Annotated in this window: 27 protein-coding genes and 1 tRNA gene; 17 read left to right on the top strand and 11 right to left on the bottom strand. The window is 59.7% G+C overall.

Annotated elements, in window-relative coordinates; all coding sequences use genetic code 11:
- Positions 1–273: 273 nt before the first annotated feature.
- Positions 274–2,217, bottom strand: a complete 1,944-nt coding sequence (locus MRY17_RS06865) for a hypothetical protein (RefSeq protein WP_243353481.1) — start codon at positions 2,215–2,217, stop codon at positions 274–276.
- A gap of 190 nt (positions 2,218–2,407) precedes the next feature.
- On the bottom strand, positions 2,408–3,100 hold the full coding sequence (gene ung / locus MRY17_RS06860; protein WP_181283918.1) for a uracil-DNA glycosylase: 693 nt from the start codon (positions 3,098–3,100) through the stop codon (positions 2,408–2,410).
- Between the two features lie 135 nt (positions 3,101–3,235).
- Between ung and MRY17_RS06855 the strand changes: the two genes are divergently transcribed.
- Positions 3,236–4,348, top strand: coding sequence for an enoyl-CoA hydratase/isomerase family protein (locus MRY17_RS06855; protein ID WP_243353480.1), 1,113 nt, complete (start codon positions 3,236–3,238; stop codon positions 4,346–4,348).
- A 4-nt stretch (positions 4,349–4,352) separates the two neighbouring features.
- Here the strand turns inward: MRY17_RS06855 and MRY17_RS06850 are convergent, their stop codons facing one another.
- Positions 4,353–4,787: a DUF3757 domain-containing protein gene (locus MRY17_RS06850; protein WP_243353479.1), complete on the bottom strand. Its 435-nt coding sequence runs from the start codon at positions 4,785–4,787 to the stop codon at positions 4,353–4,355.
- A gap of 146 nt (positions 4,788–4,933) precedes the next feature.
- Positions 4,934–5,287, bottom strand: a complete 354-nt coding sequence (locus tag MRY17_RS06845) for a hypothetical protein (RefSeq protein ID WP_243353478.1) — start codon at positions 5,285–5,287, stop codon at positions 4,934–4,936.
- 278 nt (positions 5,288–5,565) lie between these two features.
- Between MRY17_RS06845 and MRY17_RS06840 the strand changes: the two genes are divergently transcribed.
- From MRY17_RS06840 to MRY17_RS06805, 8 genes are all read left to right on the top strand, one after another.
- Positions 5,566–7,188, top strand: a complete 1,623-nt coding sequence (locus MRY17_RS06840; RefSeq protein ID WP_191955265.1) for a methyl-accepting chemotaxis protein — start codon at positions 5,566–5,568, stop codon at positions 7,186–7,188.
- 72 nt (positions 7,189–7,260) lie between these two features.
- A complete protein-coding gene (locus MRY17_RS06835) occupies positions 7,261–7,473 on the top strand; it encodes a cysteine-rich CWC family protein (protein WP_181283914.1) in 213 nt (70 codons plus the stop codon).
- Positions 7,463–8,155, top strand: a complete 693-nt coding sequence (locus MRY17_RS06830) for a pseudouridine synthase (RefSeq protein ID WP_181283913.1) — start codon at positions 7,463–7,465, stop codon at positions 8,153–8,155. Before MRY17_RS06835 ends, MRY17_RS06830 begins: the two co-directional genes overlap by 11 nt.
- 142 nt (positions 8,156–8,297) lie before the next feature.
- Positions 8,298–9,182: an alpha/beta fold hydrolase gene (locus MRY17_RS06825; RefSeq protein WP_191955267.1), complete on the top strand. Its 885-nt coding sequence runs from the start codon at positions 8,298–8,300 to the stop codon at positions 9,180–9,182.
- Positions 9,183–9,316: 134 nt separating this feature from the next.
- Positions 9,317–9,390: transfer RNA gene (locus MRY17_RS06820), tRNA-Gly, on the top strand.
- Between the two features lie 230 nt (positions 9,391–9,620).
- Positions 9,621–9,926 carry a DUF6482 family protein gene (locus MRY17_RS06815; RefSeq protein ID WP_181283911.1) on the top strand — a complete coding sequence of 102 codons (306 nt, stop codon included), beginning with the start codon at positions 9,621–9,623 and terminating at the stop codon, positions 9,924–9,926.
- A 123-nt stretch (positions 9,927–10,049) separates the two neighbouring features.
- Entirely contained in the window at positions 10,050–10,373 is a 324-nt protein-coding gene (locus MRY17_RS06810; protein WP_243353477.1) for a hypothetical protein, read from the top strand.
- 87 nt (positions 10,374–10,460) lie between these two features.
- Positions 10,461–10,961 (top strand): methylated-DNA--[protein]-cysteine S-methyltransferase, encoded by a 501-nt coding sequence (locus MRY17_RS06805; RefSeq protein ID WP_181283909.1) that lies wholly within the window; start codon positions 10,461–10,463, stop codon positions 10,959–10,961.
- Here MRY17_RS06805 and MRY17_RS06800 read toward each other — a convergent pair whose 3' ends face one another.
- Positions 10,962–11,744: a GNAT family N-acetyltransferase gene (locus MRY17_RS06800; protein ID WP_243353476.1), complete on the bottom strand. Its 783-nt coding sequence runs from the start codon at positions 11,742–11,744 to the stop codon at positions 10,962–10,964.
- 177 nt (positions 11,745–11,921) lie between these two features.
- Between MRY17_RS06800 and MRY17_RS06795 the strand changes: the two genes are divergently transcribed.
- On the top strand, positions 11,922–12,347 hold the full coding sequence (locus MRY17_RS06795; protein ID WP_181283908.1) for a low affinity iron permease family protein: 426 nt from the start codon (positions 11,922–11,924) through the stop codon (positions 12,345–12,347).
- Between the two features lie 52 nt (positions 12,348–12,399).
- Here the strand turns inward: MRY17_RS06795 and MRY17_RS06790 are convergent, their stop codons facing one another.
- Positions 12,400–12,927, bottom strand: coding sequence for a DUF4142 domain-containing protein (locus tag MRY17_RS06790; RefSeq protein WP_181283907.1), 528 nt, complete (start codon positions 12,925–12,927; stop codon positions 12,400–12,402).
- Positions 12,928–13,047: 120 nt separating this feature from the next.
- Positions 13,048–13,689 (bottom strand): LysE family translocator, encoded by a 642-nt coding sequence (locus tag MRY17_RS06785; protein WP_191955269.1) that lies wholly within the window; start codon positions 13,687–13,689, stop codon positions 13,048–13,050.
- A gap of 187 nt (positions 13,690–13,876) precedes the next feature.
- Between MRY17_RS06785 and MRY17_RS06780 the strand changes: the two genes are divergently transcribed.
- Positions 13,877–14,116, top strand: coding sequence for a CopG family ribbon-helix-helix protein (locus MRY17_RS06780; RefSeq protein WP_065893451.1), 240 nt, complete (start codon positions 13,877–13,879; stop codon positions 14,114–14,116).
- Positions 14,106–14,390: a type II toxin-antitoxin system RelE/ParE family toxin gene (locus MRY17_RS06775; RefSeq protein WP_181283905.1), complete on the top strand. Its 285-nt coding sequence runs from the start codon at positions 14,106–14,108 to the stop codon at positions 14,388–14,390. Before MRY17_RS06780 ends, MRY17_RS06775 begins: the two co-directional genes overlap by 11 nt.
- Positions 14,391–14,397: 7 nt before the next feature.
- On the opposite strand, the gene MRY17_RS06770 is transcribed toward MRY17_RS06775, so the two are convergent.
- Positions 14,398–15,306 carry a LysR family transcriptional regulator gene (locus MRY17_RS06770; protein WP_431768376.1) on the bottom strand — a complete coding sequence of 303 codons (909 nt, stop codon included), beginning with the start codon at positions 15,304–15,306 and terminating at the stop codon, positions 14,398–14,400.
- A 77-nt stretch (positions 15,307–15,383) separates the two neighbouring features.
- On the opposite strand from MRY17_RS06770, the gene MRY17_RS06765 reads away from it, so the two are divergent.
- Positions 15,384–15,869 (top strand): DMT family transporter, encoded by a 486-nt coding sequence (locus MRY17_RS06765; protein WP_181283903.1) that lies wholly within the window; start codon positions 15,384–15,386, stop codon positions 15,867–15,869.
- Here MRY17_RS06765 and MRY17_RS06760 read toward each other — a convergent pair whose 3' ends face one another.
- Positions 15,870–16,544, bottom strand: a complete 675-nt coding sequence (locus MRY17_RS06760; RefSeq protein ID WP_243353474.1) for an NAD(P)H-binding protein — start codon at positions 16,542–16,544, stop codon at positions 15,870–15,872. It abuts the gene before it with no gap.
- Positions 16,545–16,628: 84 nt separating this feature from the next.
- The gene (yiaY, locus tag MRY17_RS06755) at positions 16,629–17,777 is read right to left on the bottom strand and encodes an L-threonine dehydrogenase (protein WP_181283901.1); all 1,149 of its coding nucleotides are present in this window, start codon (positions 17,775–17,777) and stop codon (positions 16,629–16,631) included.
- A gap of 123 nt (positions 17,778–17,900) precedes the next feature.
- On the opposite strand from yiaY, the gene MRY17_RS06750 reads away from it, so the two are divergent.
- The 4 genes from MRY17_RS06750 to MRY17_RS06735 all read left to right on the top strand — a co-directional run bounded on the left by MRY17_RS06750 (position 17,901) and on the right by MRY17_RS06735 (position 23,306).
- Entirely contained in the window at positions 17,901–18,917 is a 1,017-nt protein-coding gene (locus MRY17_RS06750; protein WP_191951469.1) for a DUF4917 family protein, read from the top strand.
- Between the two features lie 210 nt (positions 18,918–19,127).
- Complete coding sequence (locus MRY17_RS06745) at positions 19,128–19,667, top strand: RNA polymerase sigma factor (protein WP_181283900.1); 540 nt, start codon at positions 19,128–19,130, stop codon at positions 19,665–19,667.
- A complete protein-coding gene (locus MRY17_RS06740; RefSeq protein ID WP_243353473.1) occupies positions 19,664–20,629 on the top strand; it encodes a FecR family protein in 966 nt (321 codons plus the stop codon). Before MRY17_RS06745 ends, MRY17_RS06740 begins: the two co-directional genes overlap by 4 nt.
- 118 nt (positions 20,630–20,747) lie before the next feature.
- Positions 20,748–23,306 (top strand): TonB-dependent receptor, encoded by a 2,559-nt coding sequence (locus tag MRY17_RS06735; RefSeq protein WP_243353472.1) that lies wholly within the window; start codon positions 20,748–20,750, stop codon positions 23,304–23,306.
- A 173-nt stretch (positions 23,307–23,479) separates the two neighbouring features.
- Here the strand turns inward: MRY17_RS06735 and MRY17_RS06730 are convergent, their stop codons facing one another.
- Positions 23,480–24,697 carry a class I SAM-dependent methyltransferase gene (locus tag MRY17_RS06730; RefSeq protein WP_181285835.1) on the bottom strand — a complete coding sequence of 406 codons (1,218 nt, stop codon included), beginning with the start codon at positions 24,695–24,697 and terminating at the stop codon, positions 23,480–23,482.
- Between the last annotated feature and the right edge of the window lie 38 nt (positions 24,698–24,735).

Here is a 24,735-nt window from a genome sequence, read left to right as displayed (position 1 = left end):
TTGAGTAAGAGACGCTTTGCATTTATCGCCAGCCGCACGAGACGATTGACCGTTTGATTAAACCCCCTTTTTCCCCACTGCACAGCCTGTCAAACTTGACAGCTGCGTACTCGCACAAAATGTGTTTCTAACTAAAAGCATGGCGTGGGTGTTTTTTAATAGCCTACTTACGCAAAAACCAGCGCCGTTGATGCTATTTAATCTAAATCCGTCGCAGTCGATCTTTATCAGACAAAAAAAGGGGCTTTCGCCCCTCTTAACAAACACCAACATTTATTCACTGCCGTTATGCGGCCCCAGGCAAGTTCCACCGCCACTTATTTTCAAATCGATATAGATGAGTTTTCTGGAAGACAAGCCGGTGTCGCCCGTTCTCTTGAACAACCGGTACTGTACGACCGCCGAGCCAAAGCCCGGTACCAATCCCGGCGCGGTGATCAAGTCGAAGGGCAGAATGCGAATTTGCGCATGGCCCCTGTCGTAATCATCGCTGGTCAGTTCATGCTCAAAAAATACCTCAGTGCCAGGGAACGGTTTACCACTGCCGTCATTGGTCGGGTAACTTGCCCAATATAAATGCACGGTGTCGCCAGGCTCGAAATGGATCGCATGCCAGGGTATGCCAATGTATACGCCCTCATATGGCGCCGGCCTGGTTCCACACGCGATAAAGCCCAGTTCGCTGTCATTGAGTAATAACGGGCTTTTCAAACCGGTCAGCGTATCAAGACGCACCCGCACCGAAGCAGAGGGACTGCGCTGCCTGTTTATCCCGTTATCTGTCCAGTAATAGACCTCGGCCAAGGCAATGGAGGATGCCACTGCCCACGAAACCCATAAGGTGATCAATTTCCCGGCATGATCGCCCGGCTGCACATCATAGATAGCAACGATACGCTCATCGCTGTTCCAGCACAGTTCCAAGTGTTCGCCCACTGTGGGGTCTACAAACAAGAGCACCTCCACAGGCACGGGCCCCGGGCTGTCAGCGGAGGTCAGAACATTGTCGCCCGTCTTGCCTTTCACAATCGGAAGGGCCAACTTGCGATTGATCGGATCGGGCCCGGTCGGGTCAGGGCCGGCCACCCTCAAATCGACTTCATAGAAGCTGTCCGGCGAATCCTTGGAGGCAGTGCCTCGCCTATACACGTAGCGCACACGTAACGGGTAGCGCGTGGAGAAGCCGCCCGCCGCAACAATGGACCACGGCACGCTCACGGGAATCGGCCATGTCTGCACTTCGCCAATCGGCTTGATTTCAAGGGCATGGGTGTTCCAGAAGGGATGAATCTCGTCGCCCGCCTCGGCCTCGCCTATACGCGTGATCGTGACCGCCAACCACTGCCTGACGTCGTCCAGAGTGACTAACCCATCCAGTTCAGCCGACTCAATAAAGGGGCGTGGCAAATCCGGCAACACAACCGGGGAGGCGTTGAGCGTGATCTCGTTGGAAAACTGCCCGACGTTCCCGGCCCGGTCTTCAAGCCGGCAGGAAGCGAACCTTTCACCCCGGCCACTGGCGCGCACGTGCGCCTCAGGAATGACGTATAGGATGGGCGCGCCGAGGACGTGTTCTCTGGTAATAAAAAGCGTGCCTGCGAAGCCCAAATTTGGCAGATCTGCGTAGAAAAAGTGGCACATATCCCCAATGCGCATATCGAACCAACGCGCCAGCTCGACAGGCAAGCCGCCATGCCTGACCAGATAATCATCGGTAAGCTCATCGCGAGCCTCTTCATCAATCTGCAACTGCGGGCCAGGATTGCCGCCATTTGGCGGCGTTTTATCGACATTGACCAGGGTCGGAAATGAGTCGGTCGTGCCGATTAAAGGCGCGCTCACCCTGAATGTCAGTCGGCTGATACCGCCGCTCGACAGAATCGACCTGGGTAAATACTGCACCAATGGGAATATAACGTCAGGGTCGTATGGGCCCTGAATACAGAAGGTGTGCTCTGTCACATCATTCCAACGATATTCCACCGTCGTTTCCATGTCCTCCTCATGGAGATTGAATGGCCAGACCTGTGCAATCGTTACCTCCAGGTCCTGCTCATGGAGGCTGAGCGGCAAAGTCCTGGCCGCCTCGTCCCACTCCAAAGGCAATGCCCGGGAAGGGTTCGGAGCGTCCAGTTCCAGTATCGTCGGGTCATCTGCGCCTGGAGTTCGCGGCCGCAGAGCGCGCCTGCGTCGTGCGGGCGAGTTCGAATCAGACATATCTCCACCTCCTTGAACATTCAATTGGCAATCGACCGAGACGGTCGGCACGCTCAGGTCTGGCTACTTATTGAATGCGCAAAAAAGTGCGGCGGATACTGTCAGATATAACAGGTGCCCGGCGTGACCGATGGACGTACCCACCAGGGAGAGGGTCAAGCAAAGGGCGATGCGTCACCGCCCGATCATATCAAACGGGCGGCAACATCCAATTGATCGGCGTCTCACCGTTCTGCTCAAGGAATTTGTTGGTACGACTGAAATGCCCGCACCCGAGGAACCCGCGATACGCCGACAACGGCGACGGGTGCACCGAGGTCAGCACCAGGTGCTTGGTGGCATCGATCAGCTTCTGCTTGCTCTGGGCATGGGCGCCCCACAACAGGAACACCAGATGCGGTTGATGCTCGCTGACCACCTCGATAACCCGATCGGTAAAAAACTGCCAGCCCTTGCCGGCATGGGCGTTGGCGTTGGCGCGTTCCACGGTCAGGGTGGTGTTGAGCATCAGCACGCCCTGGTCGGCCCAGCTTTGCAGGTAGCCGTGGTTGGGGATATCGATGTTCAGGTCACGCTTGAGTTCTTTATAGATATTGACCAGCGAGGGCGGCGCCGGCACGCCCGGTTGCACCGAAAAGCACAAACCGTGGGCCTGGCCGGGGCCGTGATAGGGGTCCTGCCCGAGAATCACCACCTTGACCTTGTCCAGCGGCGTGGAATTGAGTGCATTGAAGATCAGCGGGCCCGGCGGATAGATCTCTTTGCCAGTGGCGTGTTCCTGACGCAGAAACTCGCGCAGTTCGCCCATATAGGGCTTGTCGAACTCCTCGCGCAGAGCGTGTTTCCAGGTGGGTTCGAGTTTGATGCGGTCGCCGTCGGTCATGATGAGGTCATCGATTAAAAACAATGGGGCGAACCCTAGGAAAGCCGACCCCGCTTGTCAATTGATCTGACACACCAACGGCAGTTTCCCACGGAGCGATCATACTGATCCTCCACCTTCTGGATTGAGGTCACGATGAACCTGCACTTCGAAGAACTCACTGGCACCCATGGCGCGCGCATCGGCATCGCCAGCCTGGATGCGCAACAATCCCTTAACGCGCTCTCCTTGCCGATGATCCTGGCCTTGAGCGAACGTCTGGATGCCTGGGCCAAGGACCCGAATATCGTCTGCGTATTGCTGCGCGGCAACGGCTCCAAGGCCTTTTGCGCAGGAGGCGAGGTGCGCAGCCTGGCGATGGCCTGCCGTGAACAACCTGGCGTTGTGCCCGACTTGGCCGCGCAATTTTTTGCCGCCGAATATCGCCTGGATTATCGCCTGCATACCTACCCGAAACCGCTGATCTGCTGGGGCCACGGCTATGTGCTGGGCGGCGGTATGGGCCTGTTGCAGAGCGCGTCGGTGCGGATTGTAACGCCGAGCAGTCGCTTGGCCATGCCGGAAATCAGTATCGGCTTGTACCCGGACGTAGGTGCCAGCTGGTTCCTGTCGCGCCTGCCCGGCAAGCTCGGCTTGTTCCTGGGCCTGACCGGTGCCCATATCAATGGCCGTGATGCCCTCGACCTGGGCCTGGCCGACCGTTTCCTGCGCGATGACCAGCAAGATGCATTACTCGATGGTCTGCTGCAATTGAACTGGCAAGAGCAGACCGCGCTGCAGCTCAACAGTTTGCTCAAGGCCCTTGCCCAGGAGGGCATCGACCAGCTACCCGAGGCACAGTGGTTGCCGCGCCGGGGGCAAATCGACCAGTGGCTGGATGTGGGTAATGCGGCAAGTGCCTGGCGCGCGTTGAGCCTGCTCAAGGATCACGCCGACCCACTCGTGGCCCGCGCCGGCAAGACCCTCAATGAAGGCTGCCCGTTGACGGCGCGTCTGGTGTGGGAGCAGATCCGGCGCGCTCGCCATTTGTCATTGGCCCAAGTGTTCCAGATGGAATACACGCTGAGCCTCAATTGTTGCCGTCATCCGGAATTTGCCGAAGGGGTACGGGCGAGGCTGATCGATAAGGATCAGGCGCCGCGCTGGCACTGGCGGGACATCAATACGATTCCCGAGGCGGTGGTGCAGGCGCACTTCAATAAGGCATGGGAAGGTAGGAATCCTCTGGCAGATTTATCCGACTATTGACAGCCTATCGTCGCGGGTCATTTATCTCGAACGCGCAATTATGAGGTTGATTGTCTTCGCATACATATACCGGTTGTTCGAATGAAGCTTTGTCTTGAGCCCAGCGCAGGCTGTCGGTCAGTGACATGTTATTTGCACTGCCCGAAATGCGTGGCCGCAAGACAACCTGCTGTTCACGGTAGTTTTTATAAACGCACTTTTCAACATAGCCAATTTTCTGGTCGCCATCCCTTTCAGGTGCGAATACAGCGCCAAGAAAACGATTTATAAATTCGTTTGGCTCAACCTTGGGACCTTGCCAGAGCACGCCATCCTGCCGGTATTGAAAGTAGCCTTTGACGTTTCGGATCATCGATTTATCCGGACAAGACTGCCTCGACCACGCTTGATCAATGACGCAGCCGGTCAACAAAAGCACGCAGATCAGTTGTTTGAACATAGAAGGCTCCCTTCGACAAGCACACCGCGTTTGCCGAAGTGAAATACATCTTTAGCCTCAAGGATAGCTGTTAATTCTGACAGTACCGACAAACGGCAGGCAAAAAAAGCGGCGCATGATGCGCCGCTTCGTCCAGAACCTGTTTGTCAGCGGTGACCTCCGCGCCCACCGCCATGATCGCCACCCCGCCCATGCCCGCCGTTGCCCCACCGATTGTCTCCCCATCCCTGGTTTGGATAAGGCCGGTAGGCAGACCTTGGGTAGTAACGTGGAGCGGGTTGGTAATAACGCGGCGCCGAGTAATAACGGGGCGCCGAATAGTAGCGAGGCGCCGGCGTGTAATAACTGCGCCCGTAGTAACGAGGACCGCCGTAATAATAGGCGGGAGCCGGTGCGGTATAGACCTCGGAGCGATAGTAAGTGGTACCTCCATCGTAATAGGGCACACAAGCTGACAGGGTCAGGCCGAGTAATGCAGTGAGCAGCAGTCGTCGATACATGGCGGCCTCCTGGACCGCGGAAGAGCTCCTCCAGCGACGCTGGAGAGCGTCATTCGGGTTTAGCCAAATGACACAAGATAAGACATCAAAAGCCGAATCTGGTGCGTTTCAGTAACAACTTGATACATCACAGCGGGCCAGGAGAAGCGAGCTGTATCGATTCAGTATTTGTTTGAGAACCGAAACTTTGTCGCTTACGATGATGTCATTGTGACATCGCACAGCGCCGCTGAGGCTCTGGAGTGCGTTCTCCCGCTACCTAACGCCGGATTCAAGCCATGAAAATCGCTACCAAGCTGCTGCTTTCATTTTTACTCTGTGCCGTGATCACCCTGGGGGTCGGCCTGCTGGGCATCAAAGGGGTCGTGCGGCTCGCTGCGGCTTTGGAATCAACGTTTTCCAACAACCTGGTCTCGGTCAGCAACACAGCCGCCACCCTCAACGGGCTGGTAGCGCACAATCGGGGCCTGTACCGTTTACTCGACGCCGGTAACGGTGACGTGGCCCAGCAAGACCGCGACCGCGTGCGTCAGGATATCGCCAACGAACTCAAACGCAGCCAGGCGGCGTACGCCACCTACCGCGCAACGCCTCTGGAAGATGACGAGCGAGCGGCGGGTGACACCTTCGACCAAGTCTGGCCGACGTACCTCAGTAGCTCGGAACGCATCCTGAGCCTGCTCGACAAGGGCCAGATCGAGCAGGCACGCACCGAGCTCAATACCACCAACAATGAACTGTTCCGCCAAGGCCGAGAGCTGATCCGCGTGATGGTCGAGTCCAACAACCGCCAGATCAAGGAAGGCACCATCGCCGCCGAGGCGCTGCGCAACAGTGCGCTCACCTGGATGATCAGTGGTATCGTCCTGGCGTTTATCATCGCCATCATCGTCGGCGTGCTGATCACGCGCCTGATCACCCGCCCCATCGCGCAAGCCGTGGTGAGCGCGCAACGCATCGCCGACGGCGACCTGACCCACGCCATCACCACCGAGCGCACCGACGAAGCCGGACAACTGCTGGTGGCACTGTCGGACATGCAGGGCGGCTTGAAACACACCCTGCTGGAAATCGCCAACGCCTCCGACCAACTGGCCTCGGCCGCCGAAGAACTGAGTGCGGTCACCGAGGAAAGCACCCGAGGCCTGACCCGCCAGAATGACGAAATTCAACAAGCTGCCACCGCCGTGAACCAGATGACCGCAGCCGTTGATGAGGTGGCCGGCAACGCCGTATCGACTTCCCAGGCATCGAGCCAGGCGACCGCCGAAGCCGAGGAAGGCCGCGAGCAGGTGGCACAGGCCGTCTCCGGCATGAATTCGATGGTGGTGGAGATCAACGATTCGACGCAATCGGTGGAGGGGCTCGCCAGTCAGGTCCGCGAGATCGGCAAGGTGATCGATGTGATTCGTGGGATTGCCGACCAGACCAACCTGCTGGCCCTGAACGCAGCGATCGAGGCGGCCCGTGCGGGCGAGCAAGGCCGTGGTTTTGCGGTGGTGGCGGATGAGGTGCGGGCGCTGGCCCATCGCACCCAGGTGTCCACGGTGGACATTGAAAAAATGATCGGTGAAGTGCAAATCGGTGCCGACGACGCGGTGGCGGCGATGAACAAAAGCCTGACGTGGGCCAACAACACCCAGGTGCTGGCGCAGAATGCCGGTGAAGCGTTGCAACGTATCACCGCCAGTGTGGCGAAGATCAACGAACGCAACCTGGTGATCGCGTCCGCCTCGGAGGAACAGGCCCAAGTGGCGCGTGAAGTTGATCGCAACCTGCTCAACATTCAGGATCTGTCGACCCAGACCGCCGCCGGCGCGCATCAGACCAACGCGTCCAGCCAGGACCTGTCGCGCCTGGCCACCTCCTTCAGTGTGCTGGTCGGCAAATTCAAGCTGTAAGTAGCCTGGCGCCCATCGGCGCTGTATCGTGCAAGCCCAGGCACACCTTGTCCGATACAGCCCGACCCGCCCATGACCACCCCAACCCTTTGTCCCGCCTGCGGTGCCCGTAACGACTGCAGCCTGGCCGACCCGCGCACCGCCGACCAGGCCTGCTGGTGCTTCAGCGTCACCATCGACCCGGCAGTGCTCCAGGCGCTGCCCGACGAACAGCGCAACAAGGCTTGTCTGTGCCCTCGTTGCGCCGAGGTGGATCAACAATTGCCTCGTCACGATGCGTCTTGATCGCTTCCTCAGTAACCTGCCGCGCTTTAATCGTAAGCAAGTGCGGCTGCTGTTGGCCGAACGCCGGGTGAAGGTAGATGGCGCGACGGTAAGCGACCCTCTTCATGAGGTGCTGGCGTTCAGTTGCGTGCACGTTGATGGTGAGACACTGCAGGCTGGCAAACCTGCGCGCTATTTCATGCTGCACAAGCCGCAAGGGTACGTCAGTGCCACCTGCGATCCGCAACACCGCACGGTGCTCGACCTGCTCGATGAACCGCACAAGGACGCACTGCATATCGCCGGGCGCCTGGACTACAACACCACCGGGCTGATGTTGATCACCAATGACGGCCAGTGGTCGCGACGCCTGACGCAACCGGCGACCAAATTGCCCAAGGTGTACCGGGTGGAAACCGAGCAGGACATCGGCCCAGACTACGCGGCGACCTTCAAGGCGGGCCTGTACTTCGCCTTCGAAGACCTCATCACCCAACCCGCCGAGCTGGAATTACTGGGACCGAGGACGGCGCGCTTGAGCATCATCGAAGGCCGCTATCACCAGGTCAAACGCATGTTCGGGCATTTTGATAACAAGGTGATTGCCCTGCACCGCGAGCGCATGGGCCCGCTGCACCTGGATGCGGCACTCGCACCGGGGGAGTATCGGGCGCTGACTGACGAGGAAATCCGCCTCGTCTGACGGCCGCTCAGCCCTGACAACCGCTGCGGGCCGCCGCAATCGGACCGCCCTGGGCGCTCATCTTCCAGGCGTATGCCTACCTGTCATAAAGCTCGTGCAAAGTCGTGTGCGCGCCCTACCCGCTTGCCAGGAGTCTTACGACATGAGGCCAGAAATCGCTGTGTTGGATATACAGGGTCAATATCGGGTTTACACGGAGTTCCATCGCGCGGATGCCGCTGAAAAGACCATCATCCTGATCAACGGCTCAATGGCCACCACCGCCTCCTTTTCCCAGACAGTGAAAAGCCTGTACCCGCAATTCAATGTGGTGCTGTACGACCAGCCCTATGCCGGGCGTTCCAAAATCCACAACCGTCACGAGCGGATGCTGACCAAGGAAGTCGAGGGTCAGCTCCTGCTGGAGCTCATCAACCGCTTTGCCGCCGAACACGTGCTCTCCTTCTCCTGGGGCGGCGCCGCCACGCTGTTCGCCCTCGCCCAGCGCCCGCAGCGCGTTGAAAAGGCCGTGATCAGCTCGTTCTCCCCGGTAATCAATGCACCGATGCGTGATTATCTGGAGCGCGGCGTCGACTACCTTGGCAATCTGGACCGCGACCGCGTCGGCCATCTGGTCAACAGCACCCTCGGCAAGCACCTGCCGTCGCTGTTCAAGCGCTTTAACTATAAGCACGTGAGCAGCCTGGCCGAGCATGAGTACGGGCAAATGCACTTCCACATCAGCCAAGTGCTCAACAGCGACCGGTTGTGTTACCTCAAGGCCGCCCGGCAGATAGATATTCCGGTGCTGTTTCTGAACGGCGAATGGGACGAGTACACCAGCGCAGGCGATGCCAGGCTGTTTGGCCAGCATGTGACGAACAGCAGTTTCAGCACGGTTCAGGCGACGGGGCATTTCCTGGATATGGAGCATAAAGCGGCATGCCGGGACAGCCGGGAGGCGGTGGTGGGCTTCTTGAAAGGGCAGCGGCCGGCGAGTCGGTTACGCTATCAGCCGGGTCAGGCGCACCAGGCCTTTGCGCTCTGAAGTGAGACCTGCTGCGGGAGCGCACTCCTGCAGTGGTGCCACTGAGCGACGGACGGTGCGAATGCAACCTGTGATTTTTTCAAAGAAAAACTTCAAATCCGGGCGAACATCTGGTACAAAGTCAGCCGCTTTGAGCGGGTATAGTTTAGTGGCAAAACGAAAGCTTCCCAAGCTTTAGTTGAGGGTTCGATTCCCTCTACCCGCTCCAATCAATCAGCTTTCCTGTCATGCCATGGCTGACACGGAGTGCATAAAAAACCGGTCCTCGTGACCGGTTTTTTTATGCCTGGCGTTCAAGGCCAGATAACGCCTGTGTTCGCGCCGCCCCATAAAACTGTACAAATATAAAATTCTGTACAAGTATTGTGCACTGGGTACCAAAACACATTGACCAACCGTTCGAGCACGCCCAAGTCGGCGTCCAATGAGGTCCAATTCATGAATGTGCAAATGCTGACCGAGCTGGCGGCGAATGGCGAGATCCGCGAGCTGCAATTACTGTCGCTGGAAGGTGGCTTGTATCTGGCACGGGTCCGGCTGGATCGCGATGAAAAAACGCTACAGGGCGATGACGGGCAGCCGCTGCGCATCCGCTCCACCACCCACTTGCGCGACCTGTTGCAGGGCTTGCCCGCGTTTCCCTGCGTGCTGGTGCAACACAGCGTGCATGATGAGATGTGCGGGGTGCGCGAAGGGCCGATTGGAGGGTTGCGCATCCCGTTTTCGCTGAACGCGGCGCTCTAGGCTACATTTATTGTCGGACCCGTTTCCGACTATCAGCGATGTTGATTTAAGCAGCGGCCTACAGGGAAGTGCCGTCCAGACCAAGAGAATGCAGCAACCTCAGTTAGCAGCAGGACCTACAGGATGTCTTCCCCTGAGCAGGAAAATTCAAGGCAAGCGGTGAGAAAAGTCGTGGGGCTGGTGCTGATCATCCCCTTGCTGCTGCCATTGACCCCGATCCCGTTCGGACTGCGCCCCATGGCAGTGATAGCGACCCTCGCGGGCTCCGTCTACGGCGCCTGGTACTCAATGCGACACACCAGCCGGAGGGTAGCCTTCGGCGCTATCATGCTGGCCCTGCTCAATCTCGGCGCGTGGGGGGCAATGTCGGTCCCCTCGATCCTCTGGTTGATCTTCAATATCGCGGTGGCCTATGGGTCTGGCAATTGGATTCACTGGCGTTTTTAGCGCTGGCGAATTCGACCGCAAGAAACCGGTTTCTCCTATGATTCACCGAGGGGATAGTTGCACTGTACAGCCTCAAGGACTAAGCCCATGTCATACGCCTACACACTCATGCCCTCCCCCGTCGGCCAGCTCACCCTGGTAGCACGCAATGGCAAGCTCGGCGCGGTGCTATGGGAAACGGAACGCGCAAATCGGGTGCGCCTGGGCCAGTTGCACGAAGCCAACGACAGCCCGGTACTTCTGGAAACACAGCGCCAGCTCGCGGAGTACTTCGCTGGCACGCGCAGCCGTTTCGAGTTGGAACTGGACTTCTACGGCACTGATTTCCAGAAGCAAGTCTGGCAGGCTTTGCTGACCATCCCATTTGGTGAAACCCGCAGCTACAGCCAGATAGCGCGGCAGATCGGCAACCCGAGCGCCGTGCGCGCCGTAGGGGCGGCAAATGGGCGTAACCCCATTTCAATCATTGCTCCCTGTCACCGCGTCGTCGGGGCTTCGGGGGCGCTGACGGGGTTTGCCGGTGGGCTTGAGGCCAAGCAATACCTGTTGACGCTGGAAGATCGAGGCCAGGCAAAACTGGCCTTTTGATCATGGGTTTGGAACAGGCCCGCGAACAAAAGACGCGCAGTCGAATAACCGTTGGAAACCCAACTTTCGATACAGCGGGACAGCCATCATCGACCCCTCGAGAAAACACCTGCGTGCCCCAAGGTCCGAGGCATGAAGCAGGGCCGCCTGAATCAAGCGCGTGGCGTAGCCTCTTCCACGAAAGCCGGCAAGCGCGCCGACATCACTGAGCCGGGCCTCACCCTCGCATAACGACAAGGTCAACGAACAGCTCACCTGCCCCTCGACGGACAAGGTGAAGTGATAAAGGGCTTCATCGGCGTCCAGCGCCCGCTGGTGCCGGGCCTGATAATTGGCGACCGTCTCGGGCGATATCGAAAACGCACTGCCAAGCGCAATCGCCCATTCGTTCAGGTTACGCGTCAGGCTGATCTGCACAGCGTCCTCACTTATTGATGACGCAAAGCGCGGCAATGGGAGGACCATTGTGGTGCTCTGTTCAGCAGGCTCAAAGCCAAGCCCAGTGAGCGTGTCGCGTAAACCATCGACCTGTACTTCAGGAATCACGATGCGTACAGGGGTCACGGTACGGCGAATCAACTCCAGAATCACCTGCGTCGCTTCGCCCAGCGCAGCGCTGCCCACCCGAATAAACAACATATTCCACGGCGTGGAGTCGTCCTCAGCGAAATAGGTATTGATACCGCCGCTATGCCGACGATACCTCGCGCAGGTCGCCGCAAAAAAATGATCTTCAGTCAGGTAATAACGGGCGGTCAGGTCATAAGCGGCGTTGACGTGCATAAGCAAGATCCAGGTAAAAAACCCAGTTTTGCGCTCGAAATTGCGCAGCGCCGTAGGCCCGTTCCTAAAGCCCGGACGGAAAAACGCATACGATTGTCCGACTGCAAAGTTGTAAAAAGAAATTTCAGCGAATGCCTGCGGTCAGAATTTTCATCACCCTTTACGAGGAAAACGGTCATGAAATTCTCTGCAGTCTCCCAAACCCTATCGCGCTGGGCCGGCAGCCCCCGAACCTTCTACGCGGCGGTGGCGTTGATCCTGGCGTGGAGCCTGAGCGGGCCGTACTTTCATTACAACGACACCTGGCAATTGATCATCAACACCTCGACCACCATCATCACCTTCCTGATGGTGTTTCTGATCCAGAACACACAGAACCGCGACAACGACATCCTGCACATCAAGATCGACGAATTGTTGCGTGTGTCCAAGGACGCGCAGAACGCCGTGTTGAGTCTGGACGGCCTGGACCGTAAAGAGCTTGAAAAGCTTCGCCAGGAATACCGCGAGATCGGCAAAGCCGGCAGCTTGAGCCTCAACAGCAGTTGCGGGCCCGCCGCCGACGATGCGGCGCCGCCGAAAACCGATTTGAACCAGGCATAAAAAACGGCGGTTGGAGAGCATCCAACCGCCGCTTTCATTTCAAGGGGCCGCTTCAACCGTCACCCTGGTGCCCCTTGCCGTAGGTCGATGCAAGGGCCCGGGCTTTTTGCAGACGCTCTTGCAACTTGGGCAGCGTCTCGTCCACCAACGCTTTTATCTCAGGCACATTCGATGCCGCGCCTTCCTGCTTGAACAGGGCGATGGCGTCTTCGTTTTCCTTGACCTGCTGCGCGGTATAGGCGGCGTCGAAGGAGTCGCCGTCCTTGAGTTCGGGCATCAGGGTTTCGGCTTTGTCGACGATCTTCTCGCGCGGCGCCACCGGCAAGTCGAGTTTTTTGGCGATGGCCGCCAGATGCTGGTTGGCCAGGGTGCGCTCGTTGATCACCTCGATGGTGTAATCCTTGATTTCCTGGGACGAGGTTCTGGCGTGGGCCATGCGACTGGTTTCGATATCGGCCATGCCTTTGGCCGAGGCCTGCTCGATGAATTCGGCAGGCGACTGGGCGAAAGCATTGCTGGCGCCGAGGCCCAGCAGCATCGCGAAACTGGCGGTGCGTAACCGGATAGCCATGCGGCTCATGATGGGTTCCTCCAGTGCAAAAATAGGGGCGAGGGAACTGCACCTCGCCCTGGATTCGAATTTTGCACGCGGCAAAGGTTTAGAAAAAACTTTCCAGTGCGACGAACGGTCGTTTCCGATTCAGGCGGATCTGCTTGCAAACAGGCCCGGCAATGCGTGCGCTAGAGCGTTGATGGCGAACCCGATAAACATCACGCCGCACAGCTTCGTGATGAGGATTTCGTGACGCTGATACACCATACGCACACCTCGGGCACCGACTACGCCAATCAGGATCGCGTAGGCCAGCAGGCCGCCGATAAAACTCAGAAAAATCAGCGACGGCAGCATCGACCACGTCAGCAACTCGGCACGACTGGAGAGCAATGCCGTGAAGGTCGCCACCGCCACCGGGTACGCCTTGGGGTTGGTCAGGCCGAACAGAATGCCGTGCCAGAACGGATGCCGCGCTGCGCCCTGAGGGGCGTCGCCGCTACGGCGCTGAGTGCGGATGGCGCGCCAGCCGAGCCAGAACAGATAAAGCCCGCTGAGCACGCCGAGTACATCAAACGCACTGCTGCCGACTTCCCGCGCCCCCACAATCGCCACCAGAGCGGTGCTGCACCACACCACGTCGCCGAGCAAATGCCCACCCAGGAAACCGGCACCGGCTCGACGGCCACGGGCGGCGCCGATGCCGAACACGGCCAACACGCCAGGGCCGGGCGTAATACCGTAGATAAACCCGGAAGCAAGGACCGCTAACAGCAGGGATGGGGTCATTGGCGTGGCTCTGGCAATTGTTGAAAGAGGCAGCGATTCTGCAGGTTCCGGGGCTACGGGTAAAACTTCATTTGTTGCGCCATTCCCTACGCCGGCAATCGTCCGCAATGCCCTGACGAACGGGACAAACGCTCCATCGGATGACGCTGTAGTATGGCGCACTACATATCACTACATCGAGGTTTGTATGTCTGTTATGTCTCTGCGGATACCGGAAGACGTCGCCGATACACTTGCCAGTCTCGCCAAAGCGACCGGTCGCAGCAAATCGTTCCTTGCTGTTGATGCGTTGCGCGAATACCTGGCACGTGAAGCATGGCAAATCGAAGAGATTCAAAAAGCACTGGAAGAAGCCGATGCGGGAGATTTCGCGACGCCTGCTGAGGTAAAAGCCGTCGCTGATAAATGGCGCAACAATGCAGGTTGAGTGGCTGAGGGCAGCCCTCAGAAACCTTGATGACGAAGCGGCCTTTATCGCTGAAGAAAACCCCAAAGCCGCATCCGAGTTCGTCCAGGCGATGTTGACCGGGCTCGAACACATTGCGCAATTTCCCGCGCTGGGAAAAAAGGGCCGGGTCCCGGGGACGCGTGAATGGGTGGTGCCGCGATGGCCCTACATCGTTCCTTACCGTATTCGTGACGGGCGACTGCAAGTTATGCGAATTTTTCACACCCGCCGTCAGCCACCCACCTCGTGGTAGCGACTGCTCAGCCCTTCAGCACACCTTGCATCCGCCCCCTCAACCACTGCAACCCGGTATCCCCACCCCGCCGCGCATGCCAGGCCAGTTCAAACGCAAACGATGGAATTTGAAACGGCGGCGGTACGCTTATCAGGTGTGCTTGATCGATGTTGAGCAGGCCCCGGGATGAGACGGTCAGGATCAGGTCTGTGCCCTGAATCAACTGCGGTGCCACCCCCCAGTGCGGCAGGCTGATTGCCACATGCCGCCGCTCACGAATGGCGGCCAGCGCACGCTCGATTTCCGGCGTGCCGCTGCCGCGCATTTCCAGCAGGACATGGGGCCGTGACAAGTAGGCAGGCAGGTCCAGCACGCCGGTTTTCGGCAGGCTGTCGCGGTCGATCAGGCAGGTGTAATGCTCCTCGAATAATGGCGTCGTGCGCAGTTCGGCCGGCATGTCAGGGAAGACCCCAGCGGCCAGATCGAGATCACCATTGAGTACGCCGTCGACCATGCCTTCGCGACTGGCCTGGATGATTTGCAAGTCGATGCCCGGCGCTTCGCGGCGCAACAGACGCACCAGCCCCGGCAGGAAAATCGCCGCGCTGTAGTCCGACATCGCCACCCGAAACCGGCGCTTGGCCGACGCCGGGTCAAAACGGTTCGGCGCCAGCAACGCCTGCACCTGGCCCAGGGCCTCTGCCAACGGCGTAGCCAACTCCAACGCACGCGCCGTGGCTATCAATGCGCCGCCCTGACGCACCAGCAACGGGTCGCCCAGCAGGTCACGCAAACGCGCCAGCGCATGGCTGACCGCCGGTTGGCTCAGGTGCAGGCGCTCGGCGGCGCGGGTGACGTGTTGCTCGCTGAGCAGGGCGTCGAGAATCACCAGCAGGTTGAGATCGAAACGGCGCAGATCATTCATCAGCTGCATGCTCGGCATAAGAATTTGGAATTTAAATTTGCGCGAGGAATAACCTAGAGTCCAGCAAAACCTTTTGGGAGATTCACATGACAACATTGCATTGGCTGGGTTTGTTGCTGCTGGCGGTGATCGCCGGCGCCGTGGTGCCGTTTCAGAGTGCGATCAACGCCAACCTGGGTCGCGGACTTGGCCATCCGCTGTGGGCAACGCTGGCGTCCCTGCTGGTGAGCATCATTGTATTGCTGCCGGTGATCATCGCACTACGGCTGCCCTTGCCGAGCCTGACATTTATCACCCAGGCACCGCTGTGGATATGGGCCGGCGGCGCATTTGGCGTGTGCTTCATCTCGCTGGCCTTGATGCTGTTGCCCAAGCTGGGCGCATCAGGGTTTATCGCCCTGGCCATGGCCGGGCAGATTCTGGCGTCATTGCTGCTCGACCATTTCGGGCTGTTCGGCCTTGCGCAGCGTGAATTGACCACGCCGCGGGTGCTCGGAGCTTTGTTGCTGATTGGCGCGGTGGTGTTGATTCAGTTCAGCGCCGCGCCGGTGCGGGCAGCGACGGCGGGTTGATCAGCCGCGCTCAACGGCCAGGTGATGGATATCGCGCTGCTCGACCACCGGTTGCGGCGCGCCATGGCCCACCGCCTGCAGCATCGCACGGCCGACGGTCTCGGTGCTGATCACCCAGCTCGGCTTCATCCGACGCAAAAACGAGAGCAGCGGCCCGAGCACGCGATAGAACGCTTGGTACAACGGCGTCTTCGAACGCACGCCGTGCAACGGTTGGATGATCCCCGGCCGGAACAGATAGACCGCCTTGAACGGCAAGCGCAGCAGGGCGTTCTCGGTCTTGCCCTTGACCCGTGCCCACATTGACTTGCCCGCCTCGGAACTGTCAGTGCCAGCGCCGGACACATAGATAAACGTCATCTGCGGATTGAGCCGCGCCAGGGTGCTGGCGGCGACTAACGTCAGGTCGTAAGTGAGGTGGGTGTACTTGACTTCATTCATACCCGCCGAGGAAACGCCCAGGCAGAAGAAGCACGCATCAAAGCCTTGCAGCAGGTTTTCCAGGGGCTGGAAATCCAGCATGTCGCTGTGCAACACCTGATGCAGCTTGCCGTGCTCCTGGGTCAAGGGCGTGCGCCCGACAGCGACCACTTCCTGCACGTCGGGCGCCAGCAGGCACTCGCGCAGCACGCCCTGACCGACCATGCCGGTGGCGCCGAATAACAGAACTCTCATGGGGGGACCTCAGCCGCAAGCTTCACGCTCAAGTTGAACGCATTCAGCTTGTAGCTTACCGCTTGCAGCTCGAAGCTGTCCCTGTCAAAACGCGCTGCGAAAGATCTCCTCGATCTGGCGCTGGTCCGCCCGCCGTGGGTTGGTCAGGCCACACGCATCCTTCAGCGCATTGCTCGCCAGCAGCGGAATATCCTGCAACCTGGCGCCGAGTTCACGCAGGCCGGCGGGAATTTCCACGTCCTGGGACAAGGCGCGAATCGCGACGATAGCGGCCTGCGCGCCCTCTTCCGGGGTGACCCCCTTGATATCGGCACCCAACGCGCGAGCCACGTCACTCAAGCGCTTGGCGCTGACACTGGCATTGAAACTCTGCACGTGGGGCAACAACACCGCATTGCACACGCCGTGGGGAAGGTCGTATAGGCCACCAAGTTGGTGCGCCATGGCATGCACGAACCCCAGCGATGCGTTGTTGAACGCCATGCCTGCGAGGAACTGCGCATACGCCATGTTCTCCCGCGCGGCCATGTCGCTGCCGTCGCGTACCGCCAGGCGCAGGTTGGCGCTGATCAGTTCGATGGCCTTGATTGCGCACGCGTCGGTGATCGGTGTAGCGGCGGTGGACACGTAGGCTTCAATGGCGTGCGTCAAGGCATCCATGCCGGTGGCGGCGGTGAGGCCCTTGGGCATGGCGACCATCAATGCCGGGTCGTTGACCGACAGCAGCGGCGTGACATTGCGATCGACGATGGCCATTTTCACGTGGCGGGTTTCGTCGGTGATGATGCAGAAACGCGTCATCTCACTGGCCGTGCCCGCAGTGGTGTTGATCGCCACCAACGGCAATTGCGGCTTGCTCGACCGGTCGACCCCCTCATAGTCGCCGATACGCCCGCCATTGGTCGCACACAGCGCTATGCCCTTGGCGCAGTCATGGGGCGAGCCGCCGCCCAGGGATATCACAAAATCACAGGCGCTCTGTTGCAGCAACGCCAGGCCCTTCTCGACGTTTTCCACATTGGGGTTGGGCTTGGCGCCGTCATACACCACCGAATCGATGTCCTGCATCGCCAGCTTCTCGGCGATCATGCCTGCCACGCCGGCTTTGCACAGGCCCTGGTCAGTGACGATCAACGCCTTGCGAAAGCCGTAATTGGCGATGGCGAGCATGGCTTCTTCGAGGCAGTCGATGCCCATGATATTGACGGCGGGGATAAAAAACGTGCTGCTCATGGTCGATCCTCAGGGGCTTTATAGCCACAGAATCCACCGGTACCGCTTGCCGCATGTTGATCAGGATCAATGCCGGCTCGTGATAAAGTCACCGTCCAGCCGATTTCGAGTAGACCCGCCGCAATGAAGGATTTCCAGGATATTGACGCCCACCTTGACGACTGGAGCGCACTGCGCGACGCCATCGACTTCAATGGGATTCTGATCGGCAACGGCGCAAGCCGCACGATTTGGGAAGACTTCGCCTACGACTCGCTGTTTGAAAACGCTCGCACGGTGGAAGAAAAGCCCCTGAGCCAGTCCGAACTCAGCGTGTTCGATGCCCTGCAAACCCGCAGTTTCGAGCAGGCCCTGGGCGCGCTGAAAACCACCAGCCGCGTCAACAAGGCTCTGGCGGTCAGCTCGGCGGCGCCACGCAATCGCTACTACGCGATCAAGGAAGCACTGATCAATACGATCCACACCGTGCATATTCCCTGGCGCCTGGTACAGCCTTCGACCCTGGCGACCATCAACGCGGAGCTGGCCCGCTACACCACGGTGTTTACCAGCAATTATGACCTGCTCAACTACTGGGCAATCCTGCACACGCCGGGTATCGACGACCTGTTCCGCAGCGCCGATTCAAGCTTCGACCTGTGCGACACCCGCACCGACGCCACACGTATTTTGTACCTGCACGGCGGCCTGCACCTGGTGCGCAACCTCGACGGTACCGCGCGCAAACTGCCGTCCACCGACAGTACGTTGCTCAGCAGTTTCGCGATCAACAACACGATCAAGACATTGGACGATGTGCCGCTGTTCGTCAGTGAAGGCAAGGTGGAGGAAAAGCTCAAGACCATCCGCAGTTCGGATTATCTGTCGTTCTGTTATGAGCAGTTGCTCACTCACGAAGGCGCGCTGTGCATGTTCGGCCATGACCTGGGGCCGCAGGACAAGCACTTGGTGGATGCGATCCGCCAGGCCAACATCACCACCCTGGCCATTTCGGTATCGGGGCGCAGCGACGGGTTCATTCGCCAGCAGAAGCAGCGGTATTCGCAGTTATTCCAGGGCACCGGCATGGCACTGAAATTCTTTGCAGCGCGCACCCATCCGCTGGGTAACCCAACGCTGTCAGTGCCTGTCGAACACTGATCCAGTGAACAAAGAAGATCACATGTGGGAGGGGGCTTGCCCCCGATTGCGGTGTGTCAGCCTACAAATTCATTGGCTGGTCCACCGTTATCGGGGGCAAGCCCCCTCCCACATGTGTATGGGTACAGGCTTTAAATAGAGACAAATGACAATAATTCTCGATATCATTCACGACCTTTTCCAAGCCGTGCTGCGTCAAGAAGGATATCCATGTCTCGTCCCAAGCCCGACCCGTTGTCGGCCGATGCCTGCCGCGGGTTCTACGCAGATATCCTGCATTTCCTGCGCAAACGCACGGACAACGCCAGTGACGCGGCGGACATGACCCAGGATGTGTTTACCCAATGGCTGGACTACCGCGACCGGGCCAAGGTCGAACAGCCACGGGCGTTTCTGTTTCAGATGGCGCGCAACCTGTTGCGCGATCACTGGCGTAAACAGCAGGTACGCCGCAATGTCCATGCCGATTCGGCCGACGCCCCCGCCGAAGCCGTCACCGACGAGCAAAACGAGCCCATGGCCGCGGCGCTGCGCCTCCAGCGCCTGGAGCACTTGAAAGAGGTCCTCGCCGAACTCTCGCCCCGTCGGCGCGAAGCCCTCATGCTGCATCGCTTCGAAGGCCTGAGCCAGGCACAGATCGCCGCACGCATGGGCATTTCAACGAGCATGGTGGAAAAGCACATCGCCTTTGCCCTGCTGCACTGCAAGCGACGTCTTCAACCTGGACCCGGCACGGAGCAGCCCCAATGAACCGCTTGAGCGACCTCGACGTGCCGGACAATGAAGCGAGCGACGCCATCGATGCCCAGGCCGCCAGCTGGTTCGCGCGCAATCGCAACCACGCGGACCGTGTCGACCGCAAGGCCTTCGCCGCCTGGCGGGCCAACCCGGCCCATGCGCGGGCCTATGCCGAGTTCGAGCAATTGTGGACGGACCTCGCCCAGTTGCAGCCATTGAACAAACCCTTGGCGCTGCCCCGGCGCAAACCGATATGGCGCCCCGCGCTGGCAATCGCGGCCGCCTTGCTCTGCGCCGTTCTTGCCCCTCATCTCGGTGCGCCACGCGAGCTGTATCACGCCCAGGTTGCCGGCCATGCCAAGGGCATGCGCACCCTGCACCTGCCCGATGGCAGCACCCTGTATGTGAACGCCAACACCCGCATTCACGTGGATTTCACCGCGCACCAGCGCATCCTTCACCTGGACAAGGGCCAGCTGTACATCGAAGTGGCCGCCGACCAGGAGCGCCCGCTGTACGTACAAGCCGGTGAGGCGAATGTGCGGGTGGTGGGCACCGGTTTCGATGTGCGCCGCAGCGAACGGCAACTGGTGGTCAGCGTGGCCCATGGTCAAGTGGCCTTCGAACCGGATGCAAAGCGCCCGGTCATATTGCTCCAAGCCAGGCAACGCGCTATTTACCAGTACGCCAAAGGCACATTGCAACAGCAAACCCTCAACGGCGAAGACGTCGCCGACTGGCGCAGCGGGCACTTGGCGTTTCGTAATCGCGAGCTGGCCAGCCTGATCGACGAATTGAGTCTGTACCGTCCCCAGGCGCCTGTGCAGGTCAACAAGGCCGTGGCGCAACTGAAGGTGTCGGGCAACCTGGATGTGAATGACCCGGACGCATTGCTCAACGCCCTGCCCGCCCTGCTACCGGTGAAAACCGTGACGTCCGCCGACGGCATTGTGCGAATCGAATCGAGCCGGTAAGCCACACATGAGAATATTTTGCATTCGCATGTGTGGATTTTTTTGCCTGCACCGTCTTCCTCCCGTCTGCGTTTGATACGCACACCTTTTTGGCTATTTAGCCGCACCGGGGGATTTCATGTTTCGCGCGCCTTGCCCTGCTTCGCACCTGTTTCTTCGACCGACCCTGCTTGCCGCCTGCCTGGCGTTCAACGTCAGCGCCCAGGCCGAGTCATTCACGCTGCAACTGCCGGCCCAGCCGTTGGCGACCTCCCTGAGCCAGGTCGCCCGGCAGGCGAAAATCCAGCTGCTGTTCGATGAAGCGCTGCTCAAGCATGTGCAGGCCCCGGCCCTCAAGGGGCAATACAGCGCGGAAGTGGCGATTCGCACCTTGCTCAAAGGCGGGGAATTCACCCTGATCAGGGTTGGCACGACCTATGTGGTACGCGCCGATGCGGGCAAGACCACACAAGGCAGCACGATCCAGCTCGATACCTTGAGCGTGATCGGCACCGGCAACGATGTGGACTCCAGTACCGTCAATCGCTCCACCCTGACCCAGGCCGACATTGACCGCTACCAGTCCAATAACATCCCCAGCCTGTTGCAGACCCTGCCCGGCGTGAGCCAGGGCGGCTCGCTCAAGCCCGGCGGCCAAACCATCAACATCCGTGGCTTCGGCGATGCCGAAGACGTACCGATGACCGTGGATGGCGCGACCAAGAGCGGTTTCGAGCGCTACCAGCAGGGCACGGTCTTTATCGAGCCCGAGCTGATCAAGAGCATCGAGGTAGAGAAAGGCCCGAACTCGCCTTTCACCGGCAACGGCGGCTTTGGCGGCACGGTCAACATGACCACCAAGGATGCCCCGGACCTGCTCAAGGATGGCCGCAACAGCGGCGCAATGCTCAAATACGGTTACTCGAGCAACGACCATGAACAGGTCTACAGCAGTGCCGTGTATGGCCGCACCGACGACGGTCGTTTCGACGCGCTGGCCTACCTGACCCAGCGCGACGGCGGTGACATGAAGGTCGCCGCCAAGCTGCCCAACGAGAACAACCAGTACCCGATCAATCCTCAGCGCCTGCCCAACAGCGCCCAGGATGTGGACGGCAAGCTGTTCAAGGTCAACGCGTACTTCACCGAGGAGCACAGTGTCGGCCTGTCCTACTCGCGCTCCCACAGCAATCGATGGACGCCCTTCTCCGCCGCCAGCTACCCGACACCGCCGACCCAGGCCAACATCGACCGCTACGGTTATGAAGGCGCACTCAAGCGCTTTCTGGCGCACCGCGATACCGTCGACACCACCTGGTCAGGCAAGTACCACTACCAGCCGCTGGACAATCCGCTGGTGGACGTGACCGTCAAGTACTCCCAGTCCAACACCGAACAGAGCGACGAGCGCGACGCCACCGCGTTTTTCCAGTTGGCCACCGGCGGGCGCAAGATGGACACCGCCTACACCGACAAGCATCTGGATATCCGCAACGTCAGCCTGTTCGACACCGGCCCCCTGCAGCATGCGCTGACAGTCGGCGGGCAGGTGCGCAAGCACGTGCGTGAAACAGAAATGTGGATGCCCGGCGCCACCTACAATACGCCGCGCTACAACTATGGCCGTTTTCAGCCGGGCTTCATGCCCCACGGCAAGGTCGACACCAACAGCTTCTTCATTCAGGACGCGGTGACCCTTGGCGACCTGACCATTACCCCGTCGCTGCGCTACGACCATGTGCGCAACCGAGGCGAAGGCAATGATGCGCCGTACTACAACAACCCTGACCCTGCGATCGGCCACGACTACAGCGACCGCACCTACACCGGCTGGTCGCCGCGCCTGGCGCTGTTCTGGACGGTCACGCCCAACGTCGGCCTGTTCGCCAACTGGAGCCAGACCTGGCGTGCGCCGGTGATCGACGAGCAATACGAAGTGCAGGGCCTGGGCAGCCGCACCGCCACCAGCGTGGACCTGGACCCGGAGCGCATCACCTCGATCACCCTGGGCAACATCACCCGCTTCGACAATCTCCTCGTCCAGGATGACAACCTGCTACTGCGCACCACCTTGTTCCACAACAAGGTCGAAGACGAAATCTTCAAGGCCACCGGCGTGGGCTGCCAGAACCAGGCCGTCAACGGCGGCACGATTGGCTCCGCCTGCCCACCGGGGGCGATGTCCAACTACCGCAATATCGGCGGCCTGACCATCAAGGGCATTGAAATCGAGTCGATCTATAACTCTACCTATTTGTTCGGCTCAGTGTCGTTCGCCTACGCCAAAGGCCAGCACGAAGGCGCCTACACCAACCCCTGGGGCCCGGATGTGGGGGCGCGGGATATTCCGCCAACCAAATGGGTGCTGGTGCTGGGCACCCACATCCCGGCCTGGGATGCCCAGGTGGGCTGGATGGGCCAGTTCATCGGCGCCACCGACCGCCTGCCCAGCGACAAATATTCCGGCGGCCCGGGCTCCGGTGTGGGCGATCTGTTCTACGACCAGTACGGCAACAAGCGCTACAACACCCAGGGCCTGTTCGCCAAATGGACACCGCAGCAGGCGTATCTGAAAGGCACCGAGGTGAACTTCACCGTGGACAACCTGTTCAACGAAAACTTCCGCCCGGCGTTGAGCGGCGACCGCGCCTATACCAAGGGGCGCGATGCGAAGATCAGCGTGACGCGGTTCTTCTGATTGCGACACCGGTAGGAGCGAGCTTGCTCGCGAAAAACTCACAGGCGCCGCGTTCATTCAGGAAGCACGCGTTATCGTTGACGTTTTTCGCGAGCAAGCTCGCTCCTACAGAGGGCGGTATACGCTTAACTGACTGGCATTAGGGCAAGCCCCCTCCCACATGGGCCCCGCGCCTAGTTCAAGAAACCATCGGCGCGCAGCAGGGTTTCCAGGCAATGTTCGGTGATGTGGTAGAACGCCTTGAGTTCCTGGATTTTCGCCAGCAACTGCGTATTGTCCAAAGGCTCGGCACGCTTGATCGCCAGGATCATCTTGTTCTTGTTGGTGTGCTCCAACGAGATGAACTCGAACACCTTGGTCTCATACCCGCAGGCTTCGAGAAACAACGCACGCAAGCTGTCGGTGACCATTTCCGCCTGTTGGCCCAGGTGCAGGCCGTATTGCAGCATCGGCTTGAGCAGCGCCGGGCTCTGGATCTGCAGGCGAATCTGTTTGTGGCAGCACGGCGAACACATGATGATCGACGCGCCGGAACGGATGCCGGTGTGAATCGCATAATCGGTGGCGATATCGCAGGCATGCAGGGCGATCATCACGTCCAGCTGGCTCGGCGCAACGCTGCGTACATCGCCGCACTTGAACACCAACCCCGGGTGTTCCAGGCGCGCGGCCGCTTCGTTGCACAGGGTCACCATGTCCTGGCGCAACTCGACACCGGTCACTTCGCCTTCGGCCTTGAGCGTGTTGCGCAGGTAGTCGTGAATCGCGAACGTCAAGTAGCCCTTGCCCGAGCCGAAATCGGCGACGCGCACCGGTTGGTCGAGCTGCAACGGCGACGACGTCAGCGCGTGGCTGAACACTTCGATGAACTTGTTGATCTGCTTCCACTTGCGTGACATCGACGGAATTAATGCCTGCCTGGCGTCGGTCACGCCCAGGTCGGCAAGGAACGGCCGGCTCAGGTCGAGGAAGCGATTTTTCTCGCGGTTGTGCTCGGCCGATGGCGCCTCGCGCAATTGCTGCGGCTTGCTTTTGAACAACGAGCTTTTGTTCTTCTTGCTGTATTCCAACTGGGCTTCGTCAGTCAGCGACAACAAGTGCGCGTTCTTGAACGAGGCCGGCAGCAGCTCGGCTACTGCCGCCACGCCGTCGGCCAGCGCCAGGTTCTTGGTGATGTCGCGGGTCTTGTAGCGGTAGACGAAGGACAGGCATGGCTGCTCCTTGACCGTCACAGGCTTGATGATCAGCCGCTGCAGCTCGGCTTCATCACCGACGTACTTGGCCAGCACCAGCTTGATAAAGGCGTTCTGCGCCAGGCTTGCGTTCAGCAGGTCGATGAACTGGGCATGATGATCCGGCGCAGGGCTGGCGGAATGAGCGGTGACGGACATGAACAAAAACGCCTCGGGCAAAGAATGCCGGGCATTTT

This window comes from Pseudomonas orientalis (assembly GCF_022807995.1).
Taxonomy (GTDB): Bacteria; Pseudomonadota; Gammaproteobacteria; order Pseudomonadales; family Pseudomonadaceae; genus Aquipseudomonas; species Aquipseudomonas orientalis_B.
The sequence above is the reverse complement of the archived record's forward strand: the minus strand, read 5'-3'. Positions and strand labels throughout refer to the sequence as shown.

Excerpts from the sequence above, each read along its gene's own strand:
- MRY17_RS06865 (WP_243353481.1), bottom strand. The coding sequence starts at position 2,217 with ATGTCTGATTCGAACTCGCCCGCACGACGCAGGCGCGCTCTGCGGCCG.
- ung (WP_181283918.1), bottom strand. The coding sequence starts at position 3,100 with ATGACCGACGGCGACCGCATCAAACTCGAACCCACCTGGAAACACGCT.
- MRY17_RS06855 (WP_243353480.1), top strand. The coding sequence starts at position 3,236 with ATGAACCTGCACTTCGAAGAACTCACTGGCACCCATGGCGCGCGCATC.
- MRY17_RS06850 (WP_243353479.1), bottom strand. The coding sequence starts at position 4,787 with ATGTTCAAACAACTGATCTGCGTGCTTTTGTTGACCGGCTGCGTCATT.
- MRY17_RS06845 (WP_243353478.1), bottom strand. The coding sequence starts at position 5,287 with ATGTATCGACGACTGCTGCTCACTGCATTACTCGGCCTGACCCTGTCA.
- MRY17_RS06840 (WP_191955265.1), top strand. The coding sequence starts at position 5,566 with ATGAAAATCGCTACCAAGCTGCTGCTTTCATTTTTACTCTGTGCCGTG.
- MRY17_RS06835 (WP_181283914.1), top strand. The coding sequence starts at position 7,261 with ATGACCACCCCAACCCTTTGTCCCGCCTGCGGTGCCCGTAACGACTGC.
- MRY17_RS06830 (WP_181283913.1), top strand. The coding sequence starts at position 7,463 with ATGCGTCTTGATCGCTTCCTCAGTAACCTGCCGCGCTTTAATCGTAAG.
- MRY17_RS06825 (WP_191955267.1), top strand. The coding sequence starts at position 8,298 with ATGAGGCCAGAAATCGCTGTGTTGGATATACAGGGTCAATATCGGGTT.
- MRY17_RS06815 (WP_181283911.1), top strand. The coding sequence starts at position 9,621 with ATGAATGTGCAAATGCTGACCGAGCTGGCGGCGAATGGCGAGATCCGC.
- MRY17_RS06810 (WP_243353477.1), top strand. The coding sequence starts at position 10,050 with ATGTCTTCCCCTGAGCAGGAAAATTCAAGGCAAGCGGTGAGAAAAGTC.
- MRY17_RS06805 (WP_181283909.1), top strand. The coding sequence starts at position 10,461 with ATGTCATACGCCTACACACTCATGCCCTCCCCCGTCGGCCAGCTCACC.
- MRY17_RS06800 (WP_243353476.1), bottom strand. The coding sequence starts at position 11,744 with ATGCACGTCAACGCCGCTTATGACCTGACCGCCCGTTATTACCTGACT.
- MRY17_RS06795 (WP_181283908.1), top strand. The coding sequence starts at position 11,922 with ATGAAATTCTCTGCAGTCTCCCAAACCCTATCGCGCTGGGCCGGCAGC.
- MRY17_RS06790 (WP_181283907.1), bottom strand. The coding sequence starts at position 12,927 with ATGAGCCGCATGGCTATCCGGTTACGCACCGCCAGTTTCGCGATGCTG.
- MRY17_RS06785 (WP_191955269.1), bottom strand. The coding sequence starts at position 13,689 with ATGACCCCATCCCTGCTGTTAGCGGTCCTTGCTTCCGGGTTTATCTAC.
- MRY17_RS06780 (WP_065893451.1), top strand. The coding sequence starts at position 13,877 with ATGTCTGTTATGTCTCTGCGGATACCGGAAGACGTCGCCGATACACTT.
- MRY17_RS06775 (WP_181283905.1), top strand. The coding sequence starts at position 14,106 with ATGCAGGTTGAGTGGCTGAGGGCAGCCCTCAGAAACCTTGATGACGAA.
- MRY17_RS06770 (WP_431768376.1), bottom strand. The coding sequence starts at position 15,306 with ATGCAGCTGATGAATGATCTGCGCCGTTTCGATCTCAACCTGCTGGTG.
- MRY17_RS06765 (WP_181283903.1), top strand. The coding sequence starts at position 15,384 with ATGACAACATTGCATTGGCTGGGTTTGTTGCTGCTGGCGGTGATCGCC.
- MRY17_RS06760 (WP_243353474.1), bottom strand. The coding sequence starts at position 16,544 with ATGAGAGTTCTGTTATTCGGCGCCACCGGCATGGTCGGTCAGGGCGTG.
- yiaY (WP_181283901.1), bottom strand. The coding sequence starts at position 17,777 with ATGAGCAGCACGTTTTTTATCCCCGCCGTCAATATCATGGGCATCGAC.
- MRY17_RS06750 (WP_191951469.1), top strand. The coding sequence starts at position 17,901 with ATGAAGGATTTCCAGGATATTGACGCCCACCTTGACGACTGGAGCGCA.
- MRY17_RS06745 (WP_181283900.1), top strand. The coding sequence starts at position 19,128 with ATGTCTCGTCCCAAGCCCGACCCGTTGTCGGCCGATGCCTGCCGCGGG.
- MRY17_RS06740 (WP_243353473.1), top strand. The coding sequence starts at position 19,664 with ATGAACCGCTTGAGCGACCTCGACGTGCCGGACAATGAAGCGAGCGAC.
- MRY17_RS06735 (WP_243353472.1), top strand. The coding sequence starts at position 20,748 with ATGTTTCGCGCGCCTTGCCCTGCTTCGCACCTGTTTCTTCGACCGACC.
- MRY17_RS06730 (WP_181285835.1), bottom strand. The coding sequence starts at position 24,697 with ATGTCCGTCACCGCTCATTCCGCCAGCCCTGCGCCGGATCATCATGCC.